Raw genomic sequence first — 21,994 nt, forward strand, 5'->3', positions numbered from 1 at the left:
TTGAATCTGAAGGGCAAAGATACAATTATATCAACAATTATTGGTAGATCGATAGTAGATACCAAATACCAAATGCAATTAGGAAGAGTATACCAACAATACTAATTATATGCATATAAATAGAAGGCCGCCAATCCTTGGGAGTATGTTTGCTACAAATTAAAGCATAATTAGAAATGGCATAAAAAGGAGCAGTGAGGAAGGAAACAATGGTTGCTATTTGAATAAGTATTCCCATTTCCGATGCTAGGAAAAAAAATATTGCAATTGTACCCATTGCTAATATTATTAACCAAATCAAATAACCATTCTTTTTGATTTTGTTTGTTAATAAGCCAATGGATTGATCCATGGCTCTAGGAGAGGCATCTAGAGTGGTTAATGTTGTGCTAAACATAGTCGTAAAGGCAGCCACCCCGATAATAGGATAAGCCCAAGTGCCTAAGTTGCTAGTGTACATATTGATTAATTGTCCGCTAAAGACAGAGGCTTGGGGGCTTATTTCATCAGGCGAATGAAACATTACTAACGCCCCTAAAACTATAAAGCAAAGACCAACAATAATTGTTGAAATATAACCAACATTAAAATCAAAAAGGGAAGATTTTACTTCATAATCTGCATCATCCTTTTGTTTTTCAATTGCCCATAATGATTGCCAAACTGAAATATCTAAAGGTGCAGGCATCCAGCCCATAAATGCGATTAAAAAGGCCATTCCGACTGTGCCGCTAGGAATTATTTGCTGCAAATCAAATTCTAATTTTAAGTTTGATATAGCTATGGCAACAGCTAATAGGGTACTAATAGAAAGGGTTATAACAATAAACTTAATTGCTTTATCGAGAATAGAATATTTTCCTTTAAACAATATTAGTACACAAATGGCGAGTAAGATAACTGTCCAAATTTCAGTCGAGATTATATTTTGAAACAGACTAGCGGCAATCCCGGCAGAAACAATTGTCACTGCTGTTTGAATGGTGAACATTGTTGTAATAGTCAATAGGATGTAAATGATTAAAACCCCTCTTCCAAGTTTTTTATATCCATGTAATAGGCTTTCTCCAGTAGCCATTGCATAACGTGGACCGAATTGAAAAAATGGATATTTTACAAGGTGGATTGCCAATAACGCCCATACCAGACCAAACCCATAATCTGCTCCAGCCCTAGTGGACTGAACCAAATGCGAAACACCTATGGCGGCACCTGCGAAAAGAAGCCCAGGCCCTAACTTTTTCAAATTAAAACTCATTTCCTATTCGAAATTATTTCCGATAATAATTTTTTGGCCCGTAAAAGTTTGATTTTTATGTTATTTATAGGTTCTCCAATTTCTTCGGAGATCTCACTATAGCTTAATTCTTGAAAATAGCGAAGATTAATTACTTCTTGGTAATGTGGTTTTAGCTTTTTTATATCCCGTAACAACTTTGCTAAATTTTGCTCCATAATTAATCTGTCTTCAACCGTTGGGCTTTCGTCAATGACATCGTTATAATCTCCATCTGTTATATCTGTGGAGCGTTCAGCAAGTTGTTTTTTTGTTTTCCTAACTAAATCTATGTGCAGGTTCTTGGATATTGTGATTAGCCAAGTTTTGAAATTATAGGTGTCATTATAAGTTTCTAATTTATCAAAGGCTTTAGAAAATGTCTGAATGGTAATATCCTCAGCATCATTTTCATTTGCAGTTCTTTTTAATTGAAAACCATAAACATCATTCCAAAATGTATCGACAAGAAATTTAAAAGCCGCTTGATCATTGTTCTTGGCTTTTTCAATGGCATCTTTTAACTCCACCTTTTTGGTTTTGATATCAAATTCATTATAAAGATATTAAATTGCACAATTACAAGGAGGATTTCCAATAATGGGAATAATAGAATAATGTCCTTTTCTTCGAGTTTATTTGCAATTTTCCCTAAGGTAATAATTTGAAAAAGATATCTGAAAAGAATCAAAGCGGCAACAAGTATCGGTTGGTGCCAAAGAATTAATAATGTCGCTCCAATAGTGAGGAAAGTTATATTGCTTATATAAAACACTGCAAGGGACATTTTATGCCCCTTTTTGTAATATGAGGCAGTAGTAATGTGCCTTCTTTTTTGATGTATCCATTTGCCCAAACCGTTAGAAGGAATTGATGTTGTGAAGGAATCTGGTTCGATTGAGATGGCGGTATTAGTACTTGTAGCAATTGAATTTATGAGTAAATCATCATCGCCAGACATAACATCCATATGGTTGAAAAATCCATTATTTTCAAAAAACAAGTCCTTTTTGTACGCCATATTTCTACCCACACCCATATAGGGATTATTGTTGAGTGCGTATGATAAATACTGAGTTGCAGCCAATAAGGTCTCAAATCGGATAAGTGCATTTAATAGGGAACCTTTTCTCTTTTCATATTTTCCATATCCAAGGACAATATGTTTGTTATTTGAGAATTGATTTGCCATTGTTGAAATCCAGTGTTTCGAATTTGGTTTGCAGTCAGCATCAGTGAACAGAAGGTAATCGTATGAAGCTGCTTTAATACCAAGGGTTAAGGCGTACTTTTTATGCGATTTAAATCGGTCAACCTCTTTAACGTCCACTATCTTAATATTATCGTAGACTTCCTTCGCCTTATTCATCACTTTCAAGGTCTTATCGTAAGAACTATCATTGATTAAAACAATTTCAAATTTTGGGTAATCTTGTTCAACCAAAAGAGGAATTAAGGTTTTAAGGTTTTTAGCCTCATTTTTGGCACAAATAATTACTGATATCGGAAGTTCATTTTTTGACGCTGTTTTGCCTTTGTAGCCAGATAATTTTGAAAAAATAATGCCGTAATAATACAACTGAACTATAACGGCAAGTACAAAAATGAATAGCAGGATCAATGGTATGATCATGAATTATTTAGAGTGTTGAGGTTCGCTGCAATTTTGAAATTGATCGGGTGTTTTTCCGCAAAACCCACAGGCTTGACCATCCTTATTTAGCATAGGATTCTGACTGGCACAGGTACCGGCAAATTTACCGTCTTTTTTTGCCCAAATTTTGATTGCTATTCCAGCAACCCCTAAAGCTAATAACACAAGGGTTATTAATAAAAGTTTCATGCTAATTGAATTTGCTGCAAAGATACGATAATAAGAATTTTTGAGGAATGTTAATTATTTAGATTTACAAATGAAAAAAGGCCGATATTATCGGCCTTTATATAGTTGAATTTGAAGATGTTATTTGTTTTGAAGAGAAATTTCAGCTACAGAATTGTCTGCAGTAGCAGTATTTGCTCCTCCTTTATCTTCAATTGTAATGCTTAGTCCAAGGGCATCTTCCAGATAAGGAATATTTTGAAGATTGCTCTCAGATGGATCTAATATTCCAAGATTTACCATCCTATCTTGTACTTCTGCCCAAATCTGGTAGCACTTTTCATTTGGTAATTGTGGAAGCGTAGCTACATCAATCATTGAGGTTTTTTCAACTGGATTAATATAGGCTACTGTCTTAAGGTTTTTTGCTCTTTCGTTTCCTTTAAGCACATATTTTTTGGTGTCTGGATTGTTAAGTTTCATAAACTGTTTCATAACATCATCCAGTTTCTCATTGTTTTTGTCTATATCACTTCGAAGATCGAATATCTCGTCAACTACCACATCATTTTCATGATTTAAAGATTGGTTTTGTTGATACAACAAGTATGAAGATCCAGCGAACACTAAAGCAACAATACTTGCAGCAATACTATACCAAGGGGTATGAGAATTCCTCTCTTTTAAATGAATAACAGGTGTTTGTTTTTCAGTCTTTTCTGAAATTTCACCTAAAATATTATCTAAGATAGATGTAGGAGCCTCAACAGCATTGGCCTTGGCCCAGATCTCGAGGTTTTTTTGGGTATTTTCATATTCCAAACGGGCTTCATCATGCCTTTCAATGAAATACTCTACCTCCAACTCCTCAGAAGGAGAAGTGTCGCCTAGCACATATTTTTCAATAAGGCCAGATTTTAAGAAAGTATGTAATGTTTTTTCCATTATGTTTTGATTTAAGGACTATAAACTTTTTTGAGTTCTCTCAACCCAATTTTTAATCTAGACTTTATAGTACCTAACGGAATATCCAATTCTTCACTGGCCTCTTGTTGTGTCAATCCTTCAAAAAATAATGCTTGAAGAACTTCTTGGTACTTTTGGTCTAATCGCCCTACATGTTCTTTTAAATCCAAAACGTCTTGGTTCAAACTCGTGGACGGTAAAATATATACGTCTGATTTGTCGATTTGGATTTCCTTTTCAAAACGATTATTGAAACTTCTTAATTTATCTATTGCCGTATTACGTGCTATACGGAACAACCACGTAAAAAGTCGGGCTTTTTTAGGGTCATATTTTTTGGAATTTTTCCAAACTTTAACAAATGTTTCCTGCAGGGCATCTTGTGCAACCTCTTCATTTCGAGTTACTTTTAAAATGCTACCATAAAGACTGTCCGAATAATTTTCGTAAAGTAGATTTAGGGCTCTTTTATCACCGTCTTTTAGCAAGGCAACTATCCTATCTTCAAGTATAAAGCTCAAGTTGTAGTAATTAAGTTTAGTCTTAGTTTCACCAATATCGAAATTAAACTGAATATTATTCCTAATATTATGGTGAGGCCGTAAAATTAGTAAATTAAACGATATTCCTTATTTTGCGGTAATAGGATTAATTGATTGGAATTATTGATATTAAAAGCCGGTTAAGTTAAATGACATTTACTTCTGGTGTTATGGAAATTCCAAATATTCGCATTATAGTAGCTTGTATAATTTTTGCGAGTCGAAAAATTTCTTTTCCTGAAGCACCCCCATAGTTTACCAATACTAACGCCTGGTTTTTATGCACGCCATAATTGCCGAAAGTTTTTCCTTTAAATCCGGCTTTTTCAATTAACCATCCAGCAGGCACTTTAACCTCTGAATCAGAAATAGGATAGGATGGAATCTCGGGAAATTTTTCCAATAACTTTTTATACTGCTCTGAACTGACAACAGGATTTTTAAAAAAACTTCCGCTGTTACCAATTTCTTTAGGGTCAGGCAATTTTTCCTTCCTAATTGCTATAACCGCTTCAGAAATAGTTTCAATAGATGGCGATTTTCCAAATTCTTCTAATTTTGATCTTATTGCTCCATATTCAGTGTGAAGCCGATGAAAACCATGCTTTGATAACTTGAGGAATACATGGGTAATTATGTATTCGCCTTTTAGTTCATTTTTGAAAACAGATTCACGATAGCCAAATTTGCATTCTCCTTTTGTAAACTCTCTTAATTCGCCAGTTTTGGTATGTATGGTTTGGCATTTTTCAAAGACATCCTTTAATTCAACCCCGTATGCACCTATATTTTGAATTGGAGCGGTGCCCACATTTCCGGGAATAAGGGAGAGATTTTCTAAGCCTCCAAAGCCAAGATTTATGCAGTGCATTACCAGTTGGTGCCATGTTTCTCCAGCTCCACATTTAATTATAACGCTTTCGGTGGTTTCATCCACCACCTCAATCCCCTTAAGGTTAATATTTATAACTAAGGCATCAATATTTTTTGTGAGAAGCATATTGCTGCCACCTCCCAAAATAAATTTTTTCTTATTCCGGTTGAATTCGAGTATTTGTTTTAATTCTGAAACATCTCCAACCTGAACATATTCTTTGGCATAGGCTTCAATACCGAAAGTGTTCAGACTTTTTAGGGGATAATCATGCAATATTTGCATTAATCTTTATAAACTTTAAGTGCTTCTTTTAGAATATTCACCGATTTTATAAGGCTTTCCTCATTAAGGACATACGCGATTCTTACTTGGTTTAATCCCTCATTTGGTGACGAATAAAATCCAGCGGCGGGAGCTAACATAACTGTTTCCCCATCAACATCAAAATCGCTAAGAAGCCATTTTGCAAATTCCTCGGCATTTTTTATCGGTAATTCAACTATGCAGTAAAAAGCGCCATTGGGAACTCCGATCTTAATTCCTTCTATTTTTCTTAACTCCTCAATTAATAAATTTCTTCTATGAGAATATTCTTTAATTACCTCCTCAAAATAGTAAGCAGGAGTTTGTAAAGCCGCCTCACTCGCGATTTGTGCAAAAGTTGGAGGGCTTAACCTTGCTTGTGCATATTTTAAAGCCGTTTTTATTACTTCTTTGTTTTTCGATACTAAATAACCAATCCTTGCGCCACACATACTGTATCGTTTTGAAACAGAATCTATAACTATTGCATGTTGTTCTATACCTTTTTCCTGTAGAATGGAATGAAACTTTTTTCCATCGTAAATAAATTCACGGTATACCTCGTCAGCGATAAGGAAAAGGTCATGTTTCTTTACAATTTCAGCTAATTTTTGTATTTCTTCCTTTGAATACAAATAACCAGTTGGATTCCCAGGGTTGCAAATTAAGATTGCCTTGGTTTTTGGACTAATTAATTTCTCAAACTCTTCTATTGGAGGTAGGGCAAAATTATTCTCTATCTTAGAAATTACAGGAACAATATTTACTCCCGAAGCTACAGAAAAACCATTATAATTTGCATAAAAAGGTTCAGGGATGATAATTTCATCATCGACATCCATAATACTTCCAAAAGCGAATAACAGGGCTTCACTGCCACCAGTAGTAACTATTATATCCTCTGCTTCTATTTGCGTTGCCCCGAAACCTTTATAATATTCTGCAATTTTAACACGATAATCATGCGAGCCTTCAGATCGAGAATATGCCAATACATCTAGGGAATGAATTTTTACAGCATCCATTGCAATCTCTGGGCTTTTAATGTCGGGCTGACCAATGTTTAAATGGTATACGGTCTTTCCTAATGCATGAGCCTTTTCAGAATATGGCACTAATTTTCTTATTGGTGATTCGGGCATATTATTGCCCTTTTTTGATATAGATGGCATGGTAAAATTTTAATTGTGCAAATTTCTGAAATAATCTTAATAATAATTTAAAAAGTCCAATGAAAAATTCGTTGAAATCTAAAGATTCGTAAATTGTATAGAACTAAGCTAACTTCAGTGTTAAGGAAATTTATTTTATTCTGCATTCTGTGCATACAATCGTATGTGGTATTTTCGCAGAATAAATTTGCCTTACCGTATCGCACATCTGATAAGATAAGATTTCAGTTAATTGATAATCTCATGATCGTCCCTGTTGTGATAAATGGAGTTGAACTATCATTTTTACTAGATACAGGGGTTACAAAACCAATTATATTTAATTTTTTAAATGTTACAGATTCTCTTCAAATCAATAATGTTGAAACCATTCAACTAAGAGGTTTGGGAGGGGGAGAACCAATTGAAGCCCTACGATCGAGACAAAATGTTCTTAAAATCGGTGATGCCATTAACATAAGTCAGGATTTGTTTGTAATTATAGATCAGACCTTGAATTTTACACCGAAGCTTGGAACAGACATACATGGTATAATTGGTTATGATCTATTCAAGGATTTTATTGTAGAAATAAATTATCAAAAGAAACACATAATATTACACGACCCTAATTATTATACCTATAAGGAGTGTAAAAAATGTGAGGTTTTTAATTTGACTTTTAATAACAAAAAACCCTATTTGGATGCGATAGTTGGGATTCGTGATAAAAATATACCGATTAAACTGCTTATAGACTCAGGAGGGAGTGATGACCTATGGTTATTCGAGGATATCGATCAAGGAATTAATTTAGATAAGGAACCATATTTCAGGGACTTTTTGGGGTTTGGGTTAAGTGGAGATGTCCATGGGAAGCGTTCAAAAGTAAATACTTTCAAATTGAAAAGCTTTGAACTTAGCGAGGTTAATGTGGCTTTTCCCGATTCAGCCTCCATTAGGTTCGCCCAACAATTTTCAGAACGGGATGGAAGTATAGCCGGTGGGCTATTACGAAGGTTTAACATGATTGTTGATTACAAAAATGCCAAATTAACCATTAAGAAAAATTCACATTTTAAGGATCCTTTCTACTATAATAAGTCTGGGATAGTTTTGGAGCAACAGGGTTTAAGGGTAGTGAAAGATTTAAAGAGGCCATCTATTGAGAATTTATTTCCGAGCAGTTTAGGAAATACTAATCCCTCAAGTTCGGGAAATAATACTATTAGTATGGTTCAAATAATGGAATATTCGCTCCAGCCTGCTTTTACAATCGTACAAGTTCGGGAAAATTCGCCTGCTGAAAAAGCTGGTTTATTAGTTGGTGATGTTGTTATTTCAATAAACAATAAGGATACTAGTAAACATAGCCTTCAGGAGGTGAATGGCTTATTTCATGATAAAGATGGCAAGATAATGTCTTTAAAAATTGAGAGAGACGGTTTACTGATGAAGTATAAATTCCGTTTAAAGAATGTTTTTGAACAACAAACCCCTCAATAATGAGGGGTTTTATTATAATATATTTTTTTGAACCTCTTAATTTTGGTTCATTACGCTTTTATCAGATTTTTCTAAAACGCTTTTGTCTTTAGAGTCTACAACTAAACCTTTAATTTTTAACGCAACCGTTGGAGTTTCTGCATTAGATTCAACGGTTATAGTTTTTCTTATAGGGTTTACACGATTGGTGTCGTACTTTACCTCAATTTCTCCTGTTTGGCCGGGCATAATTGGACCTTCAGGTTTTTTAGGAACTGTACATCCGCAGGTTGATTTCACGCTAGATATAATTAATGGGGCATTTCCTGTATTCGTAAATTCGAATACACGTACACCATCTGAACCTTTTTCAATTGTTCCGTAATCAATAACATCTGTTTTAAACTCAATTTTTGCCACCTTTTTATCTTGTGCAAAAAGACCTAAACTGAAAGTCGCAACAAATAGTAATAGTGTTAATTTTTTCATCACATTTAATTTTAAATGATACTCAAACATACTTGTTTTTTGTTTATTCCCAAAAATAATTAGGTGAACGGCAGTTTTATTAACAGATTTTAAGCCGATTAAAAACCAATTATTTCCTAAAAAAGTAATTACTGAGTACTTTTGCAGATTAATATTCAAAAACAATACCAAAATGGCTTTAGCCTCTAAATATAATGCATCTGAAGTAGAATCTAAATGGTACAATTACTGGATGGAACAAAACTATTTCCATTCAGAACCTGATGATAGGCAACCTTACACGATTGTTATTCCTCCACCGAATGTTACTGGGGTATTGCACATGGGTCATATGTTGAATAACACCATTCAAGATGTTTTGATTAGACGCGCAAGAATGCAGGGCTTCAATGCCTGTTGGGTTCCCGGAACGGATCATGCTTCTATTGCAACTGAGGCTAAAGTGGTTGCTAAGTTAAAAGCCGAAGGCATTGATAAATCTGACTTAACACGTGAAGAGTTTTTGAAACATGCCTGGGATTGGACAAACAAACACGGCGGTATTATTCTTGAACAATTAAAGAAGTTAGGGGCTTCATGCGATTGGGAAAGAACGAAATTTACAATGGATGACGATTTGTCTGAATCTGTCACCAAAGTTTTTATTGATTTGTATAAAAAGGGTTTAATTTACCGTGGATATCGAATGGTGAATTGGGATCCTGAGGCGAAAACCACATTGTCCGATGAAGAGGTTATCTATGAGGAAAGACAAGGACACCTTTATTATGTCAATTACAAGATTGAAGGTTCAGATGAGACTTTGACTATTGCAACAACTCGTCCGGAAACCATATTGGGTGATACTGCAATATGTATAAATCCAAATGATGACCGTTTTGTTAATTTAAGAGGCAAGAAAGCCATAGTCCCGATTTCTGGACGTGTTATTCCAATAATACAGGATGAATATGTAGAAATAGAATTTGGTACTGGCTGTCTTAAGGTAACCCCTGCACATGACCCAAACGACAAGGTCCTGGGCGAAAAACATCATTTGGAGGTTATAGATATTTTTAATGACGATGCTACACTAAACTCCTATGGGTTGCATTATGAGGGCAAGGATAGGTTTGTAGTCCGTAAGGAAATTGTCGAGGAACTCAAAAGTCTTGGGCACATATTAAAAATTGAGCCACATACTAATAAAGTGGGGACTTCGGAACGTACCAAAGCTGTAATAGAGCCTAAGGTTTCTGCACAGTGGTTTTTGAAAATGGAAGATTTGGCAAAACCAGCTTTGGAAAATGTAATGAATGACACTATTCAATTTCATCCTTCTAAATTCAAAAACTCCTACCGTCATTGGATGGAAAATGTTAGAGATTGGAATATTTCCCGCCAATTATGGTGGGGACATCAGATTCCGGCATATTTCTATGGAGAAGGTGTTGAGGATTTTGTCGTAGCGTCTTCCAAAGGAGAAGCTTTAGAAAAAGCAAAACAGAAGTCAGGCAATTATAATTTAACCTCTGGTAATTTACAGCAAGATCCAGATGCTCTGGATACTTGGTTTTCATCATGGTTATGGCCAATTTCAGTTTTCAATGGTATCAATGAACCCGAAAACAAGGAAATTCAATACTATTATCCAACCAATGATTTGGTGACGGCCCCTGAAATTATGTTTTTCTGGGTGGCCCGTATGATAATTGCTGGTTATGAATACAGAGGAGAGCTTCCATTTAAAAATGTCTATTACACTGGAATTGTCAGGGATAAATTAGGAAGAAAAATGTCTAAGTCTTTAGGCAATTCACCAGATCCCATACAATTAATGGATGAATACGGGGCTGACGGAGTTCGGGTTGGTATGTTGATGTGTTCCCCAGCTGGAAACGATTTGCCTTTCGATGAATCTCTTTGTGGGCAAGGTAAAGCCTTTGCTAATAAAATATGGAATGCATTTAGATTGGTCAAAGGTTGGGAAGTTGATAAAACAATTGCCCAGCCAGAGTCTAGCAAAATAGCTATTGATTGGTATAATGCTATATTTCAACAGACTTTAGCGGAAATTGAGGATCAATTTTCAAAATATAGATTGAATGATGCGTTGATGGCCACATATAAGTTGGTGTGGGATGATTTCTGCTCTTGGTTGTTGGAAATGGTTAAACCTGCCTTCGGAGACCCAATTGACGGCCAAACACTCGAAAGTATTATAAGCCTTTTCGAAAACAACCTTAAAATTCTTCATCCCTTTATGCCATTTTTAACCGAGGAAATCTGGCAGCAGATTAGTGAAAGATCGCCTAAAAATGCATTAATCATTTCTGCATGGCCAACTGCGGTATCTTTTGATGCAGATTTGGTTTCTGGTTTTGAATTTGCGCAGGATGTCATTTCCGGTATAAGAACCATTAGAAAAGAGAAAAATATCTCTTTTAAGGATACTATTAATTTTGCTATTCTAAACAACGAAAAGGCGAAAACCACATTTGATTCAATAATTTCAAAATTAGGAAATATTGAAAATCTCTCTTATGTCGATAGTTCCATTGATGGGGCTTTAACTTTTAGGGTAAAATCTAATGAATACTTTATACCTATTTCTGGAGGTATTGATATTGAAGAGGAAATACAAAAGTTGAATGAGGAATTGGAGTATACACAAGGGTTTTTAAAATCGGTTCAAGGTAAACTTTCAAATGAACGATTCGTCAATAATGCCCCTGAGCAAGTGGTTGCGGTTGAAAGAAAGAAGGAAGCAGATGCCATAGCAAAAATTGAAGCTATAAAGGCGAGCTTGGCAGCATTAAATTAAGCTACCATTCATTTATTTTATTAGAATCTAGCTTCACGAAAATAAATAGTAGTATGGTGAATCCCCATAGACCGGATCCGCCATAACTGAAAAAGGGTAGGGGTATGCCAATAGTTGGTATTAATCCCATCACCATCCCAATATTTATGAGATAATGGAAAAAGAATATGGAAGCCACGCAGTAACCATACACCCTGCTGAACTGATTTTTTTGAGATTCGGCTAGAAATATTATACGAGCAAGTAAAGCAGTAAAAAGAAAAATGACTAAAACGCTGCCTGCAAATCCCCATTCTTCGCCAACCGTACTAAAAATATAATCAGTGTGTTGTTCCGGTACAAATTTTCCAGTTGTTCTAGTCCCTTGCATAAACCCCCGTCCTAATAATCCTCCTGAACTTATGGCTTTTTCAGATTCATGAAGGTTGTATAGAATGGTTTGTTTCATTTCAGCCAGTTTTTCTGGATCTTTTTCGAGCCTTAGCCACAAACTAATTCTATCCTGCTGATGAGGTTTAAGAATACTTTCATAAAAGAATTTTACACCAAAAGCAAAGGCAGCAAATACCACAAGGGCTATAATATATTGAAATATTGATTGCCTTCGTTTCCTTTTTATGTAGAACATTATACCCATTATAACGGCGCAAATAATTAGTGTTATTGCTACACCGAATTTTAATGAAAGGACTGCCAAAACTATAATAATAAACCCAATTATTAGATAGATATGTTGAATTCCTTCCCTATAAAAAACAAAGAAGAAAGATGCATAAACTACCGTACTTCCGGCATCATTTTGTAATAAAATAAGAATAGCAGGAATGGCAATAATAGCAACAGTTTTAAGTTGATCAGATAGCCTATTCATTTCCGTTTGCAGGTCGCTTATATATTTGGCAACTGCCAATGACGTAGCGAATTTGGCAAATTCACTGGGTTGAAGGGTCATACTTCCAATGGAATACCACGATGTGGCACCATTCACATTCTTTCCGAAAAGAAATAAACCTAATAGGGAGAGTATAGATATCAGGTAAATTACGCTAGCAAAACGTTCATAAAACTTTGCGTCTACCGCTAGTACTAAAATTATCAAAATAAAGGTCATACCTATGAAAACCAATTGTTTTCCGTAGGGTTCATCTAAATTGAAATAATTCAGAACTTCATCCGAATGGGATGCAGATAGGATATTCAGCCATCCAAATCCAACCAAAAGCATAAAAAGCGAGATGGTAATCCAATCAAAATTATATTTTCCTGAGGAGTCTCTAGACATTTTCCTTATTCAATGTCGATTCGCTGCATTTGAGCTTCACCATTAATTTTAAATGGTTCGCCCGACAAAGGTTTAGCATATTCATTTTCAAGGCTGTGCGACATTACCCATTTTTCCAAATCTCTTCTGGTTATCTCACCTTTAATATATTTTTCTATCATTAAGCTTGCAATTCTACCAGCAAAACGACCTCCCCAATAACCATTCTCAACAAATACGGCTATGGCTATTTTAGGGTTATCTTTAGGGGCGAAAGCAACAAATATTGAATGGTCGGTTAATTGCGTTTTAACACCATCAATTTTCGTAAAATTTTCAGCAGTTCCTGTTTTTCCGCAAATTTCAATATCGGGTATTTGTAAATGTGTAGCGGTTCCTAAATTATACACATCGAACATACCTTCTATAATAGGCTCAAAAAATTTTTTATCTATGGAGGTTTCATTCTTTTTGGTAAAAGAGCTATCAATTGGTTGTCCTTCTATCTCTTTAATAATATGAGGTGTGTAATAATAGCCGCGATTTGAAATAGCTGCCGCCATATTCGCTAATTGAATTGGAGTAGCTTCGACTTCACCTTGGCCGATTGCATTTGAAACAATATAGGTTGAAGCCCAGCGACCTTCGCCATAGGCATTATCGTAATAGTCCCCAGATGGAATCCTTCCTTTTTGGCCTACGGATAGGTCATTATTCAAATAATTACCTAACCCGAAACTTTTACAATGATCACTCCAAATATTAGTACCTTTTCCAGGGTCTCCATATTTGTCTACAATTCTTCTATAAAGTGTAACGAAATAAGTGTTGCAAGAATGGTAAATACCAGAAATCATGTTAACAGGGCCCCTGTGGTGACAGGCTGTTAATCTTCTACCCCCTAAATAATATCCGCCTTTACAACCAATTACTTCATTTACATCAACTACATTTTCTTGAAGACCTATAAGAGCATTTAGTACTTTAAAAGGCGATCCGGGTGGATATTGGGCTTGTAGGCTTCTGTCAAATAGAGGTTTTGCAATTGAGTCCCGGTAAAGTTCAGAGAAGTTTTTAGAACGATCCCTTCCAACCAATAAATTTGGATTATAAGAGGGTGCGGATACCATGGCAAGTATTTCACCGCTACTTGGTTCAATAGCAATAATCCCACCGCGTTTGTGTTCCATTAATTTTTCACCATACTCTTGAAGTTCGGCATCAATGGTAATATGGATGTCTTTGCCAGGCTCGGGTAAGGTGTCGTGAATCCCATTTTTATACGGACCAATATCTCTATTAAATCGATCCTTTTGGATAAACTTAATTCCCTTTACGCCTCTTAATGTTTGTTCGTAAGATTTTTCAACACCTTGCTTTCCTATCAAATCCCCCATTTTATAATAATGGTCCCGATCGATAATTGAAGGGCTTACTTCTCCGATATCCCCTAAAACATTAGCGCCAATAGAGGTCTGATAATCTCTTAAGGATCTCTTTTGAATGTAAAACCCTTTATATTTTCGCATTTTTTCCTGTAGAACGGCATAATCACTTTTAGATAATTGAGGAACAAAAACGGATGGCAACCTAGGAGAATAGACGTAAGCTTTGCGGTAAAGTTCTTTAAATCGCCCTTTATCTATTTTTAAAAGATTACAGAATTCTAATGTATCTAATGGTTCAACTTCTCTGGGTATTACCATTACATCATAGGAGGGCTGGTTGGCAACCAACAATTTTCCATTTCTATCATAAATATATCCCCTTTTGGGATAATCATAAACTTTGCGGATTGCATTGTCATCATACAGGTTATATTCCTCTTGATTGAATACTTGGAGATAAAACAATCGCCCAATGAAAATCAAAGAAACAGAAACTAGTACAAACAACAATAACAATTTTCTCATCTTGCTTTTTTACTGAATAGAATGGTTGTGAACAGGCATAAGACTAAAGTAAATATGCCAGAGAAGATGGTTCTCTGTAAAATGGTTAGTATATCCGCGAAATTAAAAACGTCCATACTAAATAGTATAAAATGATGTATTAATATCATAATGAGAAAATAAATCATTCTATTTCCTAAATCGGTAGAACTAAATTTTAAGGTTTGGTATTCGTAAACCATTCCAAATGAAAATTTTAAAATTACGGGTCTAATAAAAGCGATAAATACACTAGCAGCAGCATTTATACCACCAGAATCTGAAAAAATATCCACAAATAACCCTAATAGGAAACTGATAAAAATAAACGTCGTACGATCATTTTTTATTGGGTAAAGCAGTATAAAAATTAAGTATAAATAGGGGTTTATATAACCGAGAAAATTTATATGGTTCAAAATCAACGCTTGTACCAATATTAATGCTACAAATTGAATTGCTAATTTGAAATCGAAATTACTCATCTACCGTAGTTTCCTGCAATTGTCTAATCTCTTCTGAATGTAGATTTTCAATAACATAGACATGTCCAAGATTTGTCATGTCATTAAACAATTCAACATTTATCGTATAGGTGTCACCGTTGGGATCTAAAATAAATTTTGAAATTATACCTATCGGAACGCCTTGGGGAAATATGGTGGATTGACCACCAGTTACTATAGTATCTCCCTGCTTTACCGGCGCGAATTTGGAAATATCTATTAATTGGCAAAAGTAAGGTGACTTGGCATTCCAAACCAATGATCCGATATGATTAGTTCTTTTTAATTGAGCGTTAATGCGGCTTTTAGAATTTAGTATTGAAATCACTGAGGCATAATTACTCGAGGTATTTTCAACAATTCCCACAATTCCCTTTGAAGTAATTACACCCTGATCTTGTTGTATACCTTGGGAAGTGCCTCTATTTATTGTTATATAATTATTCTTTGATGAATAACTGTTTTTATAAACTTTTGCCGGTACAAAATTATAAATAGTAGAATTTATGGAATCTACTTTCAGGCTGTCTTCTATCTCAATTTCCTTTTGGTATAACAATGATCTTAAATAATTATTCTCCGCTTGAAGAATATCATTTTGTTTTTTCAAATCGAAATAGGCTCCAATCCCATTAGCTGCACCGTAAATACCGCCAGTTAAAAAATTGGCTGAGTTTATAAATTTAGATCGATGGTAAGAATGTGACTGAATGGTAAAAATCAAAGAAAGACCAAAAAGCAACATGAACAAGAGAACAGTTTTGTTCCTTATAACAAAGTTGATTATTTGTTGCATTTATTGGTGTTATTTAATCAATACGCTTTTGTATTTAGAAAGATTTTTTAATGTAATTCCTGTTCCTCTTACTACAGCTCGAAGAGGGTCTTCCGCTATGTAAACCGGTAAATCAGTTTTTTGGGAAAGACGTTTATCTAACCCTCTAAGCATGGAGCCACCCCCAGCTAAGTAGATACCCGTATTATAAATATCTGCAGCTAGCTCTGGTGGAGTTTGGGACAAGGTTTCCATTACAGAATCTTCTATGCGTAAAATAGATTTATCTAATGCTTTAGCTATTTCTCTATACGAAATTTGTACCTGTTTTGGTTTACCTGTAAGTAAATCTCTTCCTTGTACACTCATTTCTTCAGGAGGAAGTTCTAAATCTTCAGTTGCTGCACCAATCTGAATTTTAATCTTTTCAGCAGTTCTATCACCAACATATAGGTTATGTTGGGTGCGCATATAGTAAATAATGTCGTTAGTGAAAACGTCACCTGCGACCTTTACGGATTTATCGCATACAATACCTCCTAATGCAATTACTGCAATTTCAGTGGTCCCTCCCCCTATATCCACAATCATGTTGCCTTTTGGCTGCATAATATCAATACCGATACCTATGGCCGCAGCCATTGGTTCGTGGATGAGATAGACTTCCTTTCCGTTTACCCTTTCACATGATTCCTTAACAGCACGCATCTCCACTTCAGTAATTCCAGAGGGTATACAAACAACCATTCTAAGTGCAGGAGAGAACAATTTCTTTTTTAATGCCGGTATATTTTTGATAAACATACTGATCATCTGTTCAGAAGCGTCAAAATCAGCAATCACTCCATCCTTTAATGGACGAATGGTTTTAATGTTCTCATGGGTTTTACCTTGCATCATGTTGGCTTCTTTACCAACAGCAATAATTTTATTATTTATTCGATCCCTAGCCACAATTGATGGACTATCAACAACGACCTTATCGTTATGGATAATCAAGGTATTTGCGGTACCTAGGTCTATAGCTATTTCTTCTGTTAAGAAATCAAAAAATCCCATATGCTTTTACAATGAATTGTTTGGGTTGATAGGTGCGAAAACTTCGATTAATCGTAAATGTAGTAAAACTAAACTAATAATAACTGACAAAATTGTTTCGAGATTTTGGTATTTATTTTAAGGTTATTAACAGTTTTAATAATCAACTATAAATCACCAATCTAAATTAATGTTTGAAATGTCTAGTCCCAGTAAAAACCATTGACATTTGGTGTTCGTTGCAATAATCGATGCTTAATTGATCCTTAATTGATCCTCCAGGTTGAATAACTGATGTTATCCCGGCATTACCTGCAATTTCAACACAGTCTGGAAATGGGAAAAATGCATCAGATGCCATCACAGCATCTTTTAAATCGAAATTGAAACTTTTTGCCTTATGAATAGCTTGGTTTAATGCATCAACTCTACTTGTCTGCCCAGTTCCACTTGATAATAATTGGTTATCCTTAGCAAGGACTATAGTATTTGACTTGGTGTGTTTACAAATTTTTGAAGCGAACAACAAATCGGCTACAGCCTTATCTGATGGTTTTGCTTTAGTAACAACTTCTAGATCATCAGCTTGATCAGTTTTGTTATCCCTATCCTGTACTAGCACTCCATTAAGGCATGTCCTAACAGTAGTTGGAGCCAACTCTCTGTCATGAAGGATTAATAAAATTCTATTCTTTTTGCTTTTTAAAATTTCTAAAGCTTCTTCAGAAAAGTTAGGAGCAATTACAACCTCACAGAAGAGGGAGTTTATTTCATCAGCAGTGTCTTTATCTATGGTTCTATTTGCCATTAAAATCCCTCCAAATGCTGAAACTGGGTCACCAGCAAGTGCGTCTTTATAAGCATTTGCCAATGTATTTCTAGTGGCCAAGCCACAAGCATTATTATGTTTTAAAATTGCGAAGGTAGGATCATCATTTTTGAATTCATTTATAAGATTAACAGCCGCATCTACATCTAAAAGATTGTTATAGGAGAGTTCTTTACCGTGTAATTTGGTGAACATCCTGTCGAAATCTCCATAGAAATAACCCTTCTGATGGGGATTTTCACCATAACGCAAATCTTGTCCATTAGTTTCACTTATTTTAAGTGCTGAAATCTCCTGGTCTTTATTGAAATAGTTAAAAATGGCTGTATCATAATGAGAGGTAATATTGAATGCTTTTGTTGCAAACATTTTGCGTTCATCCTCTGAAGTTTCACCACCCTTTTCATTTAAAATCTTTAAAAGCTGGTCATAATCTTCCATTGAGGATAAACAAACTACATCAGCATAATTCTTAGCTGCGGCTCTTATTAAGCTAATACCACCAATATCTATTTTTTCTATGATGTTTTGGTGGGTATCTCCTGAGGCTACCGTTTTTTCAAATGGATATAAGTCGACGATTACCAAATCTATTTGTGGAATTTCGTAGTCTGCCAATTCAGCCACGTCACTTTTATTGTTTTGCCTATTTAAAATTCCTCCAAATACTTTAGGATGAAGGGTTTTAACTCTTCCTCCTAAAATTGAAGGATAAGAAGTTACGCTTTCCACAGCAACCACATTTATGCCTAGCCCCTTTAAATAATTTTCAGTTCCACCAGTTGAATAAATAGTAACTCCCAAACTGTCTAGTTTTTTAACTAAAGGTTCTAGTCCGTCTTTGCTAAATACTGAAATTAGGGCTGAAGATATTTTTTTGGTGCCGCTCATAGCCAAATTATTTGTGATTGAATTTTAAAAAATTGTAGAATGTTTTTCCTGTGATTTTCACGTTGCAAAAATACATATTCTATAAGGCAAATCATATACCTTCTTTCAACTAATAATCTTAAAATTTGTAACATCAAAAAGTTTAAAACGACCTATCTTTAACCAACTGAATTTTCAGATTGTTTTATGCTGATATATCTTCGATTATTTAAAGAAAGTTTTGCCTTTGCATTAAATGCCCTACGAAACAATAAACTACGAACCTTTTTAAGTTTATTGGGCATAACTGTTGGTATCTTTTCTATTATTGCAGTGCTTGCTGCAGTTGACTCTTTGAAGCAAAACATTACTGATTTACTTTCTGGCTTGGATAACCGGACTATTTATGTTACAAGCTTTTCATTTAGGCCAACAGAAGTTCCAAGGTGGCAGTGGCAGAATTTTCCTCAACCAAAGTATGATGAGTTCGACAATCTCTCCAAAAATTTACCTGATGTTGATGCAATAGCATATGCATTTTCAGATACTCGCGAAACAGTTAAATATCAAGATAAAACATTAGAGAATATACCTATTCAGGCAGTTACTGAAGGTATTTACAGAGTGAATGATTTTATTGTTGAACGTGGACGTTTTTTTACAGAGGGTGAAGCGGTCAGTGGAGCGCCAATAATTGTATTGGGTTATGACAGTGCTGAAAATTTATTCGGGAGTGCTGACCCCATAGGGAAACAAATACGTGTATATGGGCGAAAGTTAACGGTTGTAGGAGTACTTAAAAAGTATGGTTCCTCCATCTTTGGAAATCCCGACGAGAAGGGTTTAGTGCCTATAAACTTTGTAAGAAGATTTAGATCTGAAAATTCAAATTTCATTAGGGCATTAATTGTAATTAAACCGGAGAAGGAGGCAGATTTAGAAGCATTTAAAGAATTGCTGCGTCAGAAGTTAAGAAACATGCGGGGTATTAAGGCCGGTGAAATAGATACTTTTTTCATTTCTGAATTGTCAGGCATGACGAATGCCATAGATCAGATTTTTGGGATATTAAATACCGTGGGTTGGGCAATTTCGGGATTTTCTTTACTTGTAGGTGGATTTGGTATTGCCAATATTATGTTTGTGAGCGTTAAGGAGCGCACCAATCTTATAGGAATACAAAAGTCATTAGGAGCCAAAAACAAATTCATTCTATTTCAATTTTTGTTTGAGGCCATTATTTTGGCATTAGTAGGAGGGGTGGTAGGGTTAATCCTAGTTTGGATTATTACTTTAATTGCTTCAACGTTTACAGGTACTTTTGAATTTGTTCTGTCATTTGGTAATATGATTCTTGGTTTTACACTATCAACTATAATTGGTTTGGCTGCAGGAATTTTGCCTGCCTTGTCTGCATCTAGATTAGATCCAGTGGACGCTATTAGAACGGGGATGTAGTTACAATATCTGTGAAACTTTTTCGCATACGAACTCTAAAAATTGCTCATCAGACTCGGTAAACGGATCTATGGTTTTTGAGTCTATATCTATTTGACCTATGTTTTCTCCATTCTTGAATATCGGAATTACTATTTCGGCTTTTACGGTAATACTACATGCGATATAATTTTCTTGGAGAGTAACATCTGGAACGACAAAGTTCTGATTGCTCAGTGCAACTTGTCCACAAATCCCTTTGCCAAAAGGAATAATTACATGGTCTGTCGGTTCTCCGACATAAGGGCCAAGTTTCAATTCATTTTTATCGCCATTTTTAAAATAAAATCCAACCCAATCATAATATGAAATATTTTCTTCAAGGGTTTTACAAATGTTATAGAGCTTTTGATCTACAGCGAGCGTGCCGTCTGATATGATAGTATTTATTTGTGGTTTTAAATCCTCTAATTTCATTATATACCTTAGTTTTGGTAAAATTATTCATAAGTCTTGAATTCAAAGCTAGTTAATCTATTAATTTACTGAACTTTTAAATCCTGCTTACATTTTCTTGAAATTAGTTAAAAAATACAGGCCAGTAATAAATTTTGTAGTCATCTTCGCTGTGGTTTATTTAATCCTATCATTGGCATACAATTTTTATTTAGATAGGTCTGTTGGGGGTAAGTATTTTCCAGATTATTTAACGAATTTAGTTGCGAGACAAAGCACTTTAATAACAGAGTCTTTAGGTTATTCAATAGATTTGGAAAACCATACTGAAGAGCCCTCAATAAAGGTTATCATTGAAGGTAAATATTTAGCAAGGATAGTTGAGGGATGCAATTCCATTAGTGTTATCATTTTGTTTTTATCGTTTGTATTAGCCTTCGGAGGAAAATGGAAACCAACACTTTTTTTTATCCTTTCGGGTTCTGTATTAATTTATACGGTTAATTTATTGAGGATTTCTATACTTACTGTGGGGCTTTATTTATATCCTTGGAGAGAGGAAATTTTACACTCGGTGATATTTCCGCTAATTATTTATGGAATGGTTTTCATCTTATGGATGATATGGGTTAAGTTGGTCTCAAATAATTTAAAATGATGCGACTTTCTTTTAAGGATTATGGGTTGCTTTTTATTTTATTTTCTTTATTAGTAGCTATTCGTTTTTTTGAGAATGAATTGTTTTATGATCCTTATTTGAAATTTTTTAGAGATGACTATTTACGGATTGATAGTCCTCGAAGAGAAGTTGCCAAACTTACCTTTTTTACTGGTTTGCGTTATTTTTTAAATAGTGCTATCTCTATTGGGATACTTTTTATAATTTTTAAACGAAAATCTGTAGTTTCCTTCAGCTTAATTTTATACGGAGTGTCATTTCTATTTCTGATAGGCATTTACTTGTATTTTGTAATTAATCCACGCCAGGAAGATTATTATATGTTTTTTTATTTCAGAAGATTTTTAATTCAGCCTATATTCTTAATTGTATTGTTGCCTGCATTTTATTATCATTTTTTAAAGAAAGTGAAGACCTAAATATTTCAATTAAAATAGTGCTAAAATTAGTTTTTGAATTGGTTTTTCGAATACCTTTAATTCAATTAAATAAATGTCA

The 21,994-nt window shown here is 34.7% G+C and carries 21 protein-coding genes; 5 read left to right on the forward strand and 16 right to left on the reverse strand.

What is annotated here, in order from left to right:
• Window positions 1-37: 37 nt before the first annotated feature.
• From ISU00_RS10725 to ISU00_RS10760, 8 genes are all read right to left on the reverse strand, one after another.
• Window positions 38-1,258 (reverse strand): Nramp family divalent metal transporter, encoded by a 1,221-nt coding sequence (locus ISU00_RS10725; protein WP_228850656.1) that lies wholly within the window; start codon window positions 1,256-1,258, stop codon window positions 38-40.
• Window positions 1,255-1,806 (reverse strand): RNA polymerase sigma factor, encoded by a 552-nt coding sequence (locus ISU00_RS10730; RefSeq protein ID WP_228850657.1) that lies wholly within the window; start codon window positions 1,804-1,806, stop codon window positions 1,255-1,257. Before ISU00_RS10730 ends, ISU00_RS10725 begins: the two co-directional genes overlap by 4 nt.
• Window positions 1,797-2,909, reverse strand: coding sequence for a glycosyltransferase (locus ISU00_RS10735; protein WP_228850658.1), 1,113 nt, complete (start codon window positions 2,907-2,909; stop codon window positions 1,797-1,799). Before ISU00_RS10735 ends, ISU00_RS10730 begins: the two co-directional genes overlap by 10 nt.
• Window positions 2,910-2,912: 3 nt before the next feature.
• Window positions 2,913-3,119 carry a membrane or secreted protein gene (locus tag ISU00_RS10740; protein ID WP_228850659.1) on the reverse strand — a complete coding sequence of 69 codons (207 nt, stop codon included), beginning with the start codon at window positions 3,117-3,119 and terminating at the stop codon, window positions 2,913-2,915.
• A 120-nt stretch (window positions 3,120-3,239) separates the two neighbouring features.
• The gene (locus ISU00_RS10745; protein ID WP_228850660.1) at window positions 3,240-4,043 is read right to left on the reverse strand and encodes an anti-sigma factor; all 804 of its coding nucleotides are present in this window, start codon (window positions 4,041-4,043) and stop codon (window positions 3,240-3,242) included.
• A gap of 11 nt (window positions 4,044-4,054) precedes the next feature.
• A complete protein-coding gene (locus tag ISU00_RS10750; RefSeq protein ID WP_228850661.1) occupies window positions 4,055-4,585 on the reverse strand; it encodes an RNA polymerase sigma factor in 531 nt (176 codons plus the stop codon).
• Between the two features lie 166 nt (window positions 4,586-4,751).
• Window positions 4,752-5,765, reverse strand: a complete 1,014-nt coding sequence (gene murB, locus ISU00_RS10755; RefSeq protein WP_228850662.1) for a UDP-N-acetylmuramate dehydrogenase — start codon at window positions 5,763-5,765, stop codon at window positions 4,752-4,754.
• On the reverse strand, window positions 5,765-6,958 hold the full coding sequence (locus ISU00_RS10760) for a pyridoxal phosphate-dependent aminotransferase (RefSeq protein ID WP_228850663.1): 1,194 nt from the start codon (window positions 6,956-6,958) through the stop codon (window positions 5,765-5,767). The genes murB and ISU00_RS10760 overlap by 1 nt, the downstream gene beginning before the upstream one ends.
• 243 nt (window positions 6,959-7,201) lie before the next feature.
• Between ISU00_RS10760 and ISU00_RS10765 the strand changes: the two genes are divergently transcribed.
• Window positions 7,202-8,443 (forward strand): aspartyl protease family protein, encoded by a 1,242-nt coding sequence (locus ISU00_RS10765; protein ID WP_228850664.1) that lies wholly within the window; start codon window positions 7,202-7,204, stop codon window positions 8,441-8,443.
• A 36-nt stretch (window positions 8,444-8,479) separates the two neighbouring features.
• On the opposite strand, the gene ISU00_RS10770 is transcribed toward ISU00_RS10765, so the two are convergent.
• Window positions 8,480-8,911, reverse strand: a complete 432-nt coding sequence (locus ISU00_RS10770; RefSeq protein WP_228850665.1) for a DUF1573 domain-containing protein — start codon at window positions 8,909-8,911, stop codon at window positions 8,480-8,482.
• A gap of 172 nt (window positions 8,912-9,083) precedes the next feature.
• Here ISU00_RS10770 and ISU00_RS10775 point away from each other — a divergent pair, with 172 nt between their 5' ends.
• Window positions 9,084-11,714, forward strand: coding sequence for a valine--tRNA ligase (locus ISU00_RS10775; RefSeq protein WP_228850666.1), 2,631 nt, complete (start codon window positions 9,084-9,086; stop codon window positions 11,712-11,714).
• Between the two features lies 1 nt (window position 11,715).
• Here ISU00_RS10775 and rodA read toward each other — a convergent pair whose 3' ends face one another.
• The 6 genes from rodA to purH form a co-directional block, all read right to left on the reverse strand.
• A complete protein-coding gene (rodA, locus tag ISU00_RS10780) occupies window positions 11,716-12,996 on the reverse strand; it encodes a rod shape-determining protein RodA (protein WP_228850667.1) in 1,281 nt (426 codons plus the stop codon).
• Window positions 12,997-13,001: 5 nt separating this feature from the next.
• Complete coding sequence (mrdA, locus tag ISU00_RS10785; protein ID WP_228850668.1) at window positions 13,002-14,888, reverse strand: penicillin-binding protein 2; 1,887 nt, start codon at window positions 14,886-14,888, stop codon at window positions 13,002-13,004.
• Entirely contained in the window at window positions 14,885-15,391 is a 507-nt protein-coding gene (locus ISU00_RS10790) for a rod shape-determining protein MreD (protein ID WP_228850669.1), read from the reverse strand. The genes mrdA and ISU00_RS10790 overlap by 4 nt, the downstream gene beginning before the upstream one ends.
• A complete protein-coding gene (gene mreC / locus ISU00_RS10795) occupies window positions 15,384-16,208 on the reverse strand; it encodes a rod shape-determining protein MreC (protein ID WP_228850670.1) in 825 nt (274 codons plus the stop codon). The genes ISU00_RS10790 and mreC overlap by 8 nt, the downstream gene beginning before the upstream one ends.
• Window positions 16,209-16,217: 9 nt before the next feature.
• Window positions 16,218-17,246, reverse strand: a complete 1,029-nt coding sequence (locus tag ISU00_RS10800) for a rod shape-determining protein (protein WP_228850671.1) — start codon at window positions 17,244-17,246, stop codon at window positions 16,218-16,220.
• A 166-nt stretch (window positions 17,247-17,412) separates the two neighbouring features.
• The gene (purH, locus tag ISU00_RS10805; protein ID WP_228850672.1) at window positions 17,413-18,945 is read right to left on the reverse strand and encodes a bifunctional phosphoribosylaminoimidazolecarboxamide formyltransferase/IMP cyclohydrolase; all 1,533 of its coding nucleotides are present in this window, start codon (window positions 18,943-18,945) and stop codon (window positions 17,413-17,415) included.
• A gap of 186 nt (window positions 18,946-19,131) precedes the next feature.
• Here purH and ISU00_RS10810 point away from each other — a divergent pair, with 186 nt between their 5' ends.
• Window positions 19,132-20,382 carry an ABC transporter permease gene (locus ISU00_RS10810; RefSeq protein WP_228850673.1) on the forward strand — a complete coding sequence of 417 codons (1,251 nt, stop codon included), beginning with the start codon at window positions 19,132-19,134 and terminating at the stop codon, window positions 20,380-20,382.
• Here ISU00_RS10810 and ISU00_RS10815 read toward each other — a convergent pair whose 3' ends face one another.
• The gene (locus tag ISU00_RS10815) at window positions 20,383-20,838 is read right to left on the reverse strand and encodes a GAF domain-containing protein (protein WP_228850674.1); all 456 of its coding nucleotides are present in this window, start codon (window positions 20,836-20,838) and stop codon (window positions 20,383-20,385) included.
• A 97-nt stretch (window positions 20,839-20,935) separates the two neighbouring features.
• On the opposite strand from ISU00_RS10815, the gene xrtF reads away from it, so the two are divergent.
• Window positions 20,936-21,475 carry an exosortase family protein XrtF gene (gene xrtF / locus ISU00_RS10820; RefSeq protein WP_228850675.1) on the forward strand — a complete coding sequence of 180 codons (540 nt, stop codon included), beginning with the start codon at window positions 20,936-20,938 and terminating at the stop codon, window positions 21,473-21,475.
• A complete protein-coding gene (locus ISU00_RS10825; protein ID WP_449500884.1) occupies window positions 21,475-21,915 on the forward strand; it encodes an exosortase F system-associated membrane protein in 441 nt (146 codons plus the stop codon). Before xrtF ends, ISU00_RS10825 begins: the two co-directional genes overlap by 1 nt.
• The last annotated feature ends 79 nt before the right edge of the window (window positions 21,916-21,994 follow it).

The sequence above is a fragment of the Aegicerativicinus sediminis genome (genome assembly GCF_015476115.1).
In the GTDB taxonomy this organism is placed as follows: domain Bacteria; phylum Bacteroidota; class Bacteroidia; order Flavobacteriales; family Flavobacteriaceae; genus Aegicerativicinus; species Aegicerativicinus sediminis.

Excerpts from the sequence above, each read along its gene's own strand:
- ISU00_RS10725 (WP_228850656.1), bottom strand. The coding sequence starts at position 1,258 with ATGAGTTTTAATTTGAAAAAGTTAGGGCCTGGGCTTCTTTTCGCAGGT.
- ISU00_RS10735 (WP_228850658.1), bottom strand. The coding sequence starts at position 2,909 with ATGATCATACCATTGATCCTGCTATTCATTTTTGTACTTGCCGTTATA.
- ISU00_RS10740 (WP_228850659.1), bottom strand. The coding sequence starts at position 3,119 with ATGAAACTTTTATTAATAACCCTTGTGTTATTAGCTTTAGGGGTTGCT.
- ISU00_RS10745 (WP_228850660.1), bottom strand. The coding sequence starts at position 4,043 with ATGGAAAAAACATTACATACTTTCTTAAAATCTGGCCTTATTGAAAAA.
- murB (WP_228850662.1), bottom strand. The coding sequence starts at position 5,765 with ATGCAAATATTGCATGATTATCCCCTAAAAAGTCTGAACACTTTCGGT.
- ISU00_RS10760 (WP_228850663.1), bottom strand. The coding sequence starts at position 6,958 with ATGCCATCTATATCAAAAAAGGGCAATAATATGCCCGAATCACCAATA.
- ISU00_RS10765 (WP_228850664.1), top strand. The coding sequence starts at position 7,202 with ATGATCGTCCCTGTTGTGATAAATGGAGTTGAACTATCATTTTTACTA.
- ISU00_RS10770 (WP_228850665.1), bottom strand. The coding sequence starts at position 8,911 with ATGAAAAAATTAACACTATTACTATTTGTTGCGACTTTCAGTTTAGGT.
- ISU00_RS10775 (WP_228850666.1), top strand. The coding sequence starts at position 9,084 with ATGGCTTTAGCCTCTAAATATAATGCATCTGAAGTAGAATCTAAATGG.
- rodA (WP_228850667.1), bottom strand. The coding sequence starts at position 12,996 with ATGTCTAGAGACTCCTCAGGAAAATATAATTTTGATTGGATTACCATC.
- mrdA (WP_228850668.1), bottom strand. The coding sequence starts at position 14,888 with ATGAGAAAATTGTTATTGTTGTTTGTACTAGTTTCTGTTTCTTTGATT.
- ISU00_RS10790 (WP_228850669.1), bottom strand. The coding sequence starts at position 15,391 with ATGAGTAATTTCGATTTCAAATTAGCAATTCAATTTGTAGCATTAATA.
- mreC (WP_228850670.1), bottom strand. The coding sequence starts at position 16,208 with ATGCAACAAATAATCAACTTTGTTATAAGGAACAAAACTGTTCTCTTG.
- ISU00_RS10800 (WP_228850671.1), bottom strand. The coding sequence starts at position 17,246 with ATGGGATTTTTTGATTTCTTAACAGAAGAAATAGCTATAGACCTAGGT.
- purH (WP_228850672.1), bottom strand. The coding sequence starts at position 18,945 with ATGAGCGGCACCAAAAAAATATCTTCAGCCCTAATTTCAGTATTTAGC.
- ISU00_RS10810 (WP_228850673.1), top strand. The coding sequence starts at position 19,132 with ATGCTGATATATCTTCGATTATTTAAAGAAAGTTTTGCCTTTGCATTA.
- ISU00_RS10815 (WP_228850674.1), bottom strand. The coding sequence starts at position 20,838 with ATGAAATTAGAGGATTTAAAACCACAAATAAATACTATCATATCAGAC.
- ISU00_RS10825 (WP_449500884.1), top strand. The coding sequence starts at position 21,475 with ATGCGACTTTCTTTTAAGGATTATGGGTTGCTTTTTATTTTATTTTCT.